The 9,373-nt window shown below is 29.2% G+C and carries 11 protein-coding genes; 2 read left to right on the forward strand and 9 right to left on the reverse strand.

The genetic code is table 11. The features are described from left to right. Positions 1–56 precede the first annotated feature (56 nt). From ACJDU8_RS24275 to ACJDU8_RS24310, 8 genes are all read right to left on the reverse strand, one after another. Positions 57–1,247: a DNA topoisomerase gene (locus tag ACJDU8_RS24275; RefSeq protein WP_406794760.1), complete on the reverse strand. Its 1,191-nt coding sequence runs from the start codon at positions 1,245–1,247 to the stop codon at positions 57–59. A 234-nt stretch (positions 1,248–1,481) separates the two neighbouring features. Then, positions 1,482–1,859, reverse strand: coding sequence for a hypothetical protein (locus ACJDU8_RS24280; RefSeq protein ID WP_406794761.1), 378 nt, complete (start codon positions 1,857–1,859; stop codon positions 1,482–1,484). After that, positions 1,852–2,604 (reverse strand): ParA family protein, encoded by a 753-nt coding sequence (locus ACJDU8_RS24285; protein WP_406794762.1) that lies wholly within the window; start codon positions 2,602–2,604, stop codon positions 1,852–1,854. Before ACJDU8_RS24285 ends, ACJDU8_RS24280 begins: the two co-directional genes overlap by 8 nt. Before the next feature lie 705 nt (positions 2,605–3,309). Beyond that, on the reverse strand, positions 3,310–3,495 hold the full coding sequence (locus tag ACJDU8_RS24290; RefSeq protein ID WP_406794763.1) for a hypothetical protein: 186 nt from the start codon (positions 3,493–3,495) through the stop codon (positions 3,310–3,312). Between the two features lie 149 nt (positions 3,496–3,644). Next, a complete protein-coding gene (locus ACJDU8_RS24295) occupies positions 3,645–4,964 on the reverse strand; it encodes a sensor histidine kinase (RefSeq protein ID WP_406794764.1) in 1,320 nt (439 codons plus the stop codon). 105 nt (positions 4,965–5,069) lie between these two features. Beyond that, positions 5,070–5,213 (reverse strand): cyclic lactone autoinducer peptide, encoded by a 144-nt coding sequence (locus ACJDU8_RS24300; RefSeq protein ID WP_406794765.1) that lies wholly within the window; start codon positions 5,211–5,213, stop codon positions 5,070–5,072. A 129-nt stretch (positions 5,214–5,342) separates the two neighbouring features. Next, on the reverse strand, positions 5,343–5,510 hold the full coding sequence (locus tag ACJDU8_RS24305) for a Spo0E family sporulation regulatory protein-aspartic acid phosphatase (protein WP_406794766.1): 168 nt from the start codon (positions 5,508–5,510) through the stop codon (positions 5,343–5,345). A gap of 591 nt (positions 5,511–6,101) precedes the next feature. Further along, complete coding sequence (locus ACJDU8_RS24310) at positions 6,102–6,416, reverse strand: leucine-rich repeat domain-containing protein (RefSeq protein WP_406794767.1); 315 nt, start codon at positions 6,414–6,416, stop codon at positions 6,102–6,104. Between the two features lie 246 nt (positions 6,417–6,662). Here ACJDU8_RS24310 and ACJDU8_RS24315 point away from each other — a divergent pair, with 246 nt between their 5' ends. Continuing rightward, positions 6,663–7,259: a hypothetical protein gene (locus ACJDU8_RS24315; RefSeq protein WP_406794768.1), complete on the forward strand. Its 597-nt coding sequence runs from the start codon at positions 6,663–6,665 to the stop codon at positions 7,257–7,259. A gap of 669 nt (positions 7,260–7,928) precedes the next feature. Here the strand turns inward: ACJDU8_RS24315 and ACJDU8_RS24320 are convergent. After that, on the reverse strand, positions 7,929–9,011 hold the full coding sequence (locus ACJDU8_RS24320) for a leucine-rich repeat domain-containing protein (RefSeq protein ID WP_406794769.1): 1,083 nt from the start codon (positions 9,009–9,011) through the stop codon (positions 7,929–7,931). Between ACJDU8_RS24320 and ACJDU8_RS24325 the strand changes: the two genes are divergently transcribed. After that, positions 8,992–9,234, forward strand: a complete 243-nt coding sequence (locus ACJDU8_RS24325; RefSeq protein WP_406794770.1) for a hypothetical protein — start codon at positions 8,992–8,994, stop codon at positions 9,232–9,234. The genes ACJDU8_RS24320 and ACJDU8_RS24325 overlap by 20 nt on opposite strands. Positions 9,235–9,373 lie beyond the last annotated feature (139 nt).

Genomic DNA, 9,373 nt, shown 5'->3' on the forward strand with positions numbered 1-9,373 from the left:
TTCTCGCAATAACAATTCTAATTTCTGAATTTAATCAGCTAATTAGGCTAATCTTTTCAATTAGCAACAAGTCGCACTTTTATTGCAGTATAAACCTTTCTTTCACCTTCTGGTAATTTTTCTTCATCAGTAATCTTAATAGTAGGAGTAATGGCACTGTGTGATTCTACTTTACTACTATCAAAAATTTTCTTTTTATCTTTAAAATCTATGTCAACATTAAATTTTTCTTTTACTGCTGCAACTACACTTTTTATTTTTTCTTTCTCATTCTCTGCTAAATATTCCGTATTAGTTCTTGGATATGTGGTAAATCCATTTTCATATAGTTTCTGTAAGTATTTTAAAGTATCATCTAAAGACATTTTAAATTCTTTGAACATCTTATTTTGAAGTGTGTCAAGAGAAAATAATTTAGGCGGCTGCTTCTTAACTTTTTTCTTTTCCACTTTAAAAACTACAGCTTTTTTATCCTTTAAGCTATTTAATAAACTCTCTGCTTTTTCTCTTTCATCTGCTGAAAATCTTCTATCTTTTAATTTAGCTTTTATCTCTAAATTGTCTTTTTTGATGATAGCTCCTATCTCAAAATAAGTTTCTGGTTCAAAATTCTCTATTGCTCTATCCCTGTCATAAATAAATTTTACAATAGGTATTAAAACACGCCCTACGGGTAAAAAAGCCTGTGATTTTATACTTAGATACCTGGTTAAATTTATTCCATATGTCCAATCTAGGTATGTCCTTGCAAGACCTTCATTGTATAAGTTCTTATACTCTCCATCATCTTTTAAATCCCTTAACTCATTTCTTATTGTCTGTGTAGTCTGTTCTGGAAGCCATAACCTCTTAACAGGCTTATTAATCTTTTCTTCTTTAAAAATCCTATTGATTATATTATTTACAATTACCTGGCCCTCTCTGTCAGCGTCTCCACAATTCACTACTTCGGTTACATCATTTCTTTTAATTAAATCTTTTATAACCTCATACTGCTTTTTTACGCCTTTATCTTCTCTGATTCTAAATTTAAAGTTTTCAGGTACAAATGGCAACTCATTTACATTCCATTTAGTCTTACCCCTGTTAAAATAATCATCTACATCATACAATCTCAATAGGTGTCCATAAGCAAAAGTAACAACATAATTCGCATTTTCAAAATATCCATCCTGTTTATTCATTTTTCCAATGCTTTTTACCACATTCATAGCTAAACTTGGCTTTTCTGCTATTATAACTTTCATACTCTATACCACCTTTAGATTTTTATTACTCTTTTAATATTCTGAATTTTTACCATTTTATTAATTTACTCTTTTATTATTATATTTATTTACATTCTTACTCCATTTATGCTTCAATTCTGTAGGCATGGAACTTCTTTCTCTAAATTATTCCTTTTACCTTTAGAGTTATTATTACTTTCTTGATTTACTCCTTTACTCCTTCAATTATTTAGATTTTTATATATAAAAATTTCACTTTAACCTGTTATAAACTTCAATTAATGATTCTATAGATTTTTTATTCTTATCAAAATACATAGCTACAGATTCATCAACTATAGTACTTAAATCTTTATTCTCCATGCAAAGCTTTAAAAGATTAAGTTTTTGTATTGTAGTTTCTGTAAGCATAAAGCTTCTTTTGCTCTTTACTTCTTTTTCTGAATTATTCTTTTTACCTTTAGGGTTGTTATTACTTTCTTGATTTACTCCTTTACTCTCATAGTTATTTATGTTTTTACTCTGTTCATCTAACACTTTACTATTTTTATCCTCTTTTATTCCATTCAAAGTATCCAATATTCCAACTCCTATATCTTTAATACTTGATATATCATTTTTTTTAACCACGATTTATAACCTCCTTTGCAAGAGAAATATATTCTCTACTACTTTTACTCCATCTTTTATAATAAACAAGTGGTTTCTTCGCTATTTGACTTTTAGGAACACTTATACTCTGATGAATCACGGTTTGGAACAATTTATCTCCAAATATTTCTTCTAGCTGCTGTTGAAATTCTTTTGATAAACTACTTCTAATATCTACTCTAGTTAAAAGTACACCTCTTATGCTCAATTCCTTATTAAAGCTATTAATAACCAACTTTAATATCTTAATGAGCTGCGAAAGTCCTTGTAAATTAAAAATTGACGGTTCAAGAGGAATAAGTACACTATCAGATGCTACTAATGCGTTAATGGTTATAAGAGATAAAGAAGGGCTACAATCAATTAAAACATAATCATAATCCAAATTAGAGCGTTGAAATGCTTGTTTCAATAAAAACTCCTTACCTTTTACATTTGCTAAAGAAAGCTCTGCATTAGCATAACTAACATCAGCAGGAACTACATAAATATTCTCAAATTCAGTATGTACAGCTACATTTTCAAGGCTTAAATTCTTAATAATGCAATCATAAATAGTATTATCATACTCATTTACCCCAAGACTTCCAGTAAGGTTTCCCTGTGGATCATTATCTATCAACAAAACCTTTTTACCAATATCCGCTAAACAAGCAGCTAAGTTCACAGCAGTAGTAGTTTTAGCGCACCCACCCTTTTGATTACATATAGCTATAATCTCCATATACTCACATCCATTATTTATTATTTTAATTTTAATATTCTATTTATTTATATAGAAATCCTTCTACAATAAAAATTATATCATATTTAATTACTCTTTTACTCTTTTACTCTTTTACTCTTTTACTCTTTTATTCTTTTAACTTTTTATTCCTTTAATCTCAAACCATTAGCTTAGTTTATCTTTATACTTAAATCACCTTTGCCAGATAAAAAAGTCATAGGATTTCTATGCCTTACCCAATTACTTTACATATTATTACCTTATGCGTAATAGTATGTAAAAATAAAATTATGCGAAAATATCAGAGTGATTCATAAACCAACAAATGATAATTCATAGATCATATCCAAAAACACAACCGACAATTTTCATGGGGGAGCTACAATATACCATTATTTACAAGCTGCTTTGCAGTACAGAGCACAGATGCTCCTTCTGCCCCATTAAGCAACTTATAAATTTTAAGGAAAACATAATTGAATTAGCTCAACAGAAAGACGAGATAGTTGAAATGTTAAAAGATTATACCTTAAATAAAAATGTTACAATAGTACACTATAGGATCTATAGTATATCTTTAAATAAATAAGTTTAAGTTTAATGCAAATGTGATATAATATATTTAAAAGAAGCCGTTGCGGTTTTTTCGTTTGAATTTATGTTTTAAGTTTTAACTAAAACGCACTTGTGAGAGGGTGCATTTTAGTTTTTTGAGTTTTTTTCTTTATCACTATCAACAGTAATAGATATTTCATTATTACTGTCTTTAGAGCTATTTTTATATTTAAGAATAGCTTTTTCTTTTAAGTATGCAAGTATAGCAAAAATACCTACTATACCCATGGTAGTAATACATACTATGGATGTAATAGTAACAGAATCACTCATATTGTCACCCCCCTTGCTGTCATGTTAACCGAAACGACCTCTTTGAAAGAGATAAAATACTGGAGGGTGATTAACTAAAAACATTTTTATTCTCTTGATAATAGTATACCACATTTTAGTTGCTTTTCTATGTGAGAACTTCACTCTATTTAATCCATCTTAAACTTTATTAAAAATTTAGTCTTTTCTGGAACACTTTTTACGGATATATTCCCATTATTTTCCTCAACTAATTGTTTAGTAATATACAGTCCAAAACCATGAGTATCATTTTGCTTAGTTTTAGTAGAAAAACCTTTATTAAAGATTTTTTTTACTATATTTTCAGGAATAACATCTCCATTGTCAAATACCTCAATACAAAAGTTTTCGTATTCCTTAAAGGTAGTAATAGATATTTCTTTACGCTGAATATTTGATGTAAGTTGAAATGATTCAAATGCATTATCTACAAGGTTACTTATAATACTTATTAATTCATCTTGTCTAATTTTTAACAAACTAAAAGATTCTTTAATTGTTACCTTAAAATCTATGTTATTTTTCACTGCATAGTTATTTTTTATAGATAATAGTCCGTCTATATAATCATTCCCTGTATCTAAGTATCTAAAAGAGGAATGTATTGTACTTGAAATTCCTCGTACATAATTATCTATCTTTTCTACAGTATCAGGCTTATTTAACAAACATAATCCCTGTATAACATTAATGTGATTGGCAAAATCATGTTTTTCCTGCCTGATTATACTAATTATTTCTTCCATATTCTTGATTTGATGTTCTTGAATTTTATAATTGATACTTATATCTACAGCTAGTTGTCTTTCTTTTAGGCTCCTGAACTTTGCTATTAAGAATATAAAATACATAATGAAAATAAAAACATTATAGGTTTGGATATTTTTTATATGAAAAATACCATAGTTAACACAAAATATAAAGAGAGTAAATGCACCTAGTTCAATTATTAAATTAGCAAATATAGCCCCCTCTTTTTCAAATAATCTAAGTTTAGTAAAGTATGAATTAAACTTAAAGATTATTGATACAATGAGTATTTGAAATAGTGTAGAAATTATCGTAGCACTTAATACATAGGATGTATTTAAAAAAATTTGGTTTAAGTTTATGTTAAATATAAGCATTAAAATAATTTCAATAAAAGTTTCCGTAGCTAAAAGTATTGTAGCAAATAAAGAAACTATAACTGTAGAATCAAAAATCCTTATTTTTGTAATACAAGCAATCAATAAAATATAAAAAACTACAAGAAACAATGCATGATAAACCTTTGGAATATGAAATGTACTCCAATAAGTTGCGAAAACAAATAATATAAAAAATAAGGTTGATCTAATTTTATTTTGTATTACAAATCTTTTATTATCATATAATGCTTCAAAAATGCTTAAAAGAAGTAACGCTTCTATAATGTCTATTACTATTTCTTGTATGACATTATTCATAAATACCCCCCTTTTTATTATGGTATTTTTTATAAATGTTGTAAATTAAAAATCAATGTTTTCTGCAAGGATTTTTAATCACAACATTTATAAAAAGCTCATTTGTTATTTAAGGAGTTCATCAGGACATTTTGGTTGGTGGAAGCCAAAAAAACAGTTTGGAATCATAACTATTCCAGCTAAAAATAAAGATAAGTAACCTACTACTCTCATACTATTCTTTAATAATCCATTCTTAAAAAATTTCATTTTCCATATCCCTCCTAAAATAATGCATTTTGAAATAATGCATTTAAATTTATAAGTTCTACAATATATTGAATTTTCCTGCTTTTTTTTACAAAAAAATAAAACTTAAGAAAATTAAGTTTTATTTTCCTAAAGCTTTGGCAGATTTTTGGGAAGATTTGATAAATTAAGTTCATAATAAGCAACAATAAGCCTGTCCAGTTCCTGACTTACAGCCAATATTTCCTCATTAGTAAATTTGTCCGAATCTAACATGAAATTTAATTTATCTCTTACTTTTTCTAACACTTTTTTCATGCAATTTACATCATTACTAATTTATTATTAATTTACAACAACTTAGATATTATATTATAAAAATACAAATTGTTCAAAATAATTTCTTGATTTTTTATAGTTTTTAAATATATAAGGGTTATATAGATATTAAAAGGTGTGTTTGGGCAGGGTGGATTATACTTATCCATTCATTCCTTATCAAGGGTAAAGGCTGCGCCCGATTTAAATTATTTTTTCTTTTTTGATGGTAGAGCTGTAAGGGAAAAAATAATTTAAACCGCCCTTGACAATTCCCTTCTGGATTTAGTTTTCTTTTATTGCCCCAAACTACACTTTATTTGCTGTGGGAAGTCCTTTTAAGGATTAAGAGCCTATCCCTAAATAATTTTGTTCCTCATAAAATTGCAATATTTTTCATCATTTTATTGAATTCATAACCCATTTTTAAGGATTGCTTTTTAGATAGATAAACAATTGTTTTTAAATGCCTTAGAGTCCAAACAAGTATTTTTAATACTAATTATTAATTAAGTGTCCAACATTAAATATAAGTGCCGGATATTTTTATTTTCGTACCGGAATACCATGAATATACCTTTTTGGTAGTACTTAGTTCGCATAATTGGCAATTGTATCTATACTACAGTTAGTTAAAACATTTTGTAATGATTGTTCATCTGTAGTATTGACTTTATTGTGGCCTATAACAAGAATTTTCAAATTAGTCAATCCTTTCAATGAATTTATATCGCTAATTTGATTATTATCTAGCCAAAGATGCTGTAAATTAGTTAACCCATTTAATGCACTTATATTACTTATTGGGTTGGAACTTAAATCAAGCGTTTGCAAATTAACTAATCCTTGCAATGGACTGATATCACTTATTTTATTTGGATTAAAGGTGCCCGATTGGCCCAACATAAAGTTCAAATAAAGCTCCTTTAGATTTGTTGATTTCTTCAATGGACCAATATCGGTAATACCATCGTTTATTTTATCCAATTTATTGAAGATACTTTGCACTTCATAACACAGCTGCTGGTATTAGGCCTACTAAAACAGTAAAAAATATATTATGAAATTAAGAACATTATGTAAAACATATATTTATTGGTTAAGTTCATTCGATATTTAAATTAATAAATTCACATAAAGGAGAGAAAGTAAATGGATTCAATAACTAGCCTTGGAAATAGGTTATATGCTTTATATCTTCAAAATACTGAACAAAATTCAAATAATCAATCATTGACTGGATCACTTAATGATGATAGTGATTTAACTGCGTTAGATTCAACTAATTTCAGTCAAGAAAGTCTCAATCTATTAAATAGTTCTACACAAAACTCAACAAATCCACTGGATAGTTTAGTATCTAGTGGAACACTTACACAAACACAGGCCAATACTGTAAATAGTGCATTTCAGGCGGCACTACAATTAAATTTATCCGGGACTTATGGTAGCACACCATTTAATCCGATAACTAGTCTTGTAAATAATGGAACAATAACACAAGCACAAGCGACTGCAATATCTAATGCTTATCTGGCAGCATATCAATCTACAGCTAGTACATCAACAAATAGTACGTCTAGCGTGACCAATACAACTAATGCAGTTAGTACAGCTAATACTATTGAAGATAATGCTGAAGATATTCTTTTAGATGACCTTTCAGGTAATAACACAACAGCTGGAGAGAATTATATGGACACTAATTTTGAACCATTATTGGGGGATTCATCCAATGATACATTTTAAATTGCTACATTAAAAGAGGTTCAACGGATAGAAATTAAACTATCAGTAAAAACATAAAAAGTGTCTCGTCAATGGTGGGACTGAATAGATTTCTTTCTGTTCAGTTTTCTATTCGTATAATATTACTATAAAAGGTAAACAATAAAATTGTTGCCAAATTACCATAACAAGTGGTAGTATTATCGATACTTAACATCAATAAATATTTAGTAATTGAAAAACAAAAAAGTAAGTGCCTACCATAGGTGCTTATTTTTTTGGCCTAATACCAGCGAAGCTGCTATTACTGCAAAGTAAATGTAACTTATTTACAAAAGGTAATACCCCTAAGAGCATCTATTTACAAATCTAGATTTTGGTCTCTAGTTGAAACTCTAGCATATCCTATTTTCATGAAATTTACCTCCAGATTATTTTGAATATAATAAAATAGTCCTATAACTCAACTGCAAAGTCAAGTTATAGGACTTTATTTTTAGGATAAGTTCTAGGACTATTTTTCATCCTTTTTTATATGCTTCTAATGTTCTTAGAACAAGTCCGAAAAACCTTCGTTTTTAGTGTTTTTGACTCTAAAAAAATTCATTAACATTATAAAGCAAATTGGTATAGTTCTGTAATTGGGGTTCTATACGCAAAACCCCTCTTTCTTTAGACAAATAATTATTTTCACGGCCAAGATATAGTGCATCCAGGTAAGCAACCTGCTAACGTATTTTCATCACTCGCATTGATGTTATCATGCTCTAAATTAAGGTTCTGTAAATTAATTAAGTTACTTAATGCAATTACATTCATGATGCTGGTATTGTAAGCCAAATTAAGGTTCTGTAAATTAGTTAAGTTACTTAATGCACTTATATCCGTGATGTTATTGGAAGCCAAATTAAGGGTCTGTAAATTAGCTAAGTTTTCTATCCCACTAATGTCTTTTATATTGCAACCAGAAACATCTAAATCATTAATATTTTCAACGTCACTTTTATAAATAGTACCTGTAGATTTATTTATAGCTATTCTTATTACGTGTTCTAAGTTTGGATCTTTAAATGTTACTGTTGCTGCTACATATTTTGTAATTGTTCCAAGTGTTATTGAACCATCTGCATTAACTGTTACTGGTATTGTTGCTGCGGTGCTTCCTGATGCTCCATCTGTAACTGAAATTGTAGTTTTTCCTTCGCTTACTGATGTAATTACTATATCACCACCAGTAATTGCTGCTGTTGCTATTCCAGTATTAGTAGGTGTAGCTTTTGTCCCTACTACACCTAATGTAGCTACATCATTTGCTATTGAACTATTTGTCGTTGAGATAAATATTGGTGTTAATGGTACAGTATATCCACCGCCACCACTCACTGGCGTAGCCGGTGTTGAATCTGTTGGAACTGCTACTATTACTGTAGCATTACTAGAATTAGTAGCCTGTCCACCAACAGTTGCTGTTACACCTGATGTTACGTCTACAGTTGTTGGTCTAGTTTGTATTGTAGTTCCACTAGCACCTAGATTTGCAGTTGTAATAATTCCCGTTCCTGTAACTGCTATAGGCGCATTAACATTTAATGTTCCCACTGTTGTGCCTGATGGAATATTTATTTGCACTCCTGTCGCTTCTTTATTAACTAGAATAGTTCCTATTGAAGTTGCTTGTAGATCTAAATTTGCTCCTGCCCCTTCAACTGTTACATTGTTAACTTTACCTGTTCCTGTGATAGTTAAATCACTATTGGCGGTTATAGTCTGCAAAGTTGAACCTGCTGCTACAACCACATCTGATGGCTTTTCAGCTACTACATTATTGAAGGTACCTGTTAATGTTACTTCATTGCTAGCTGATGGTGCAGCTGCAGGAGATATTGTAACGCTAGCAAAAGGATTAGCATTTGTTGCATCTGCGGCTACCTCAAGTTGCGCTCCTGTAAGTACAATAGTGTTTGCTACGCTAGCATTTTCCTCTACAACAATATGAGCATCATTATTCGTATCATTTACATTAAGAGTAGTAATAGAAGAACTACCTGTAATATGTAATCTCTTAAGCCCCTAAATAGGTTTGGACAATTACATCTGTATTTATTATAATGTAGAAAGTGATTGGAGGTAAACTA

The sequence above is a fragment of the Candidatus Clostridium eludens genome (assembly GCF_045310515.1).
Classification (GTDB): Bacteria; Bacillota; Clostridia; order Clostridiales; family Clostridiaceae; genus Clostridium_B; species Clostridium_B eludens.

What these genes read in the sequence shown, in the direction of transcription:
- ACJDU8_RS24315 (WP_406794768.1), top strand. Translation starts at nt 6,663, where the DNA reads ATGGATTCAATAACTAGCCTTGGAAATAGGTTATATGCTTTATATCTT.
- ACJDU8_RS24290 (WP_406794763.1), bottom strand. Translation starts at nt 3,495, where the DNA reads ATGAGTGATTCTGTTACTATTACATCCATAGTATGTATTACTACCATG.
- ACJDU8_RS24300 (WP_406794765.1), bottom strand. Translation starts at nt 5,213, where the DNA reads ATGAAATTTTTTAAGAATGGATTATTAAAGAATAGTATGAGAGTAGTA.
- ACJDU8_RS24310 (WP_406794767.1), bottom strand. Translation starts at nt 6,416, where the DNA reads ATGTTGGGCCAATCGGGCACCTTTAATCCAAATAAAATAAGTGATATC.
- ACJDU8_RS24285 (WP_406794762.1), bottom strand. Translation starts at nt 2,604, where the DNA reads ATGGAGATTATAGCTATATGTAATCAAAAGGGTGGGTGCGCTAAAACT.
- ACJDU8_RS24275 (WP_406794760.1), bottom strand. Translation starts at nt 1,247, where the DNA reads ATGAAAGTTATAATAGCAGAAAAGCCAAGTTTAGCTATGAATGTGGTA.
- ACJDU8_RS24305 (WP_406794766.1), bottom strand. Translation starts at nt 5,510, where the DNA reads ATGAAAAAAGTGTTAGAAAAAGTAAGAGATAAATTAAATTTCATGTTA.
- ACJDU8_RS24295 (WP_406794764.1), bottom strand. Translation starts at nt 4,964, where the DNA reads ATGAATAATGTCATACAAGAAATAGTAATAGACATTATAGAAGCGTTA.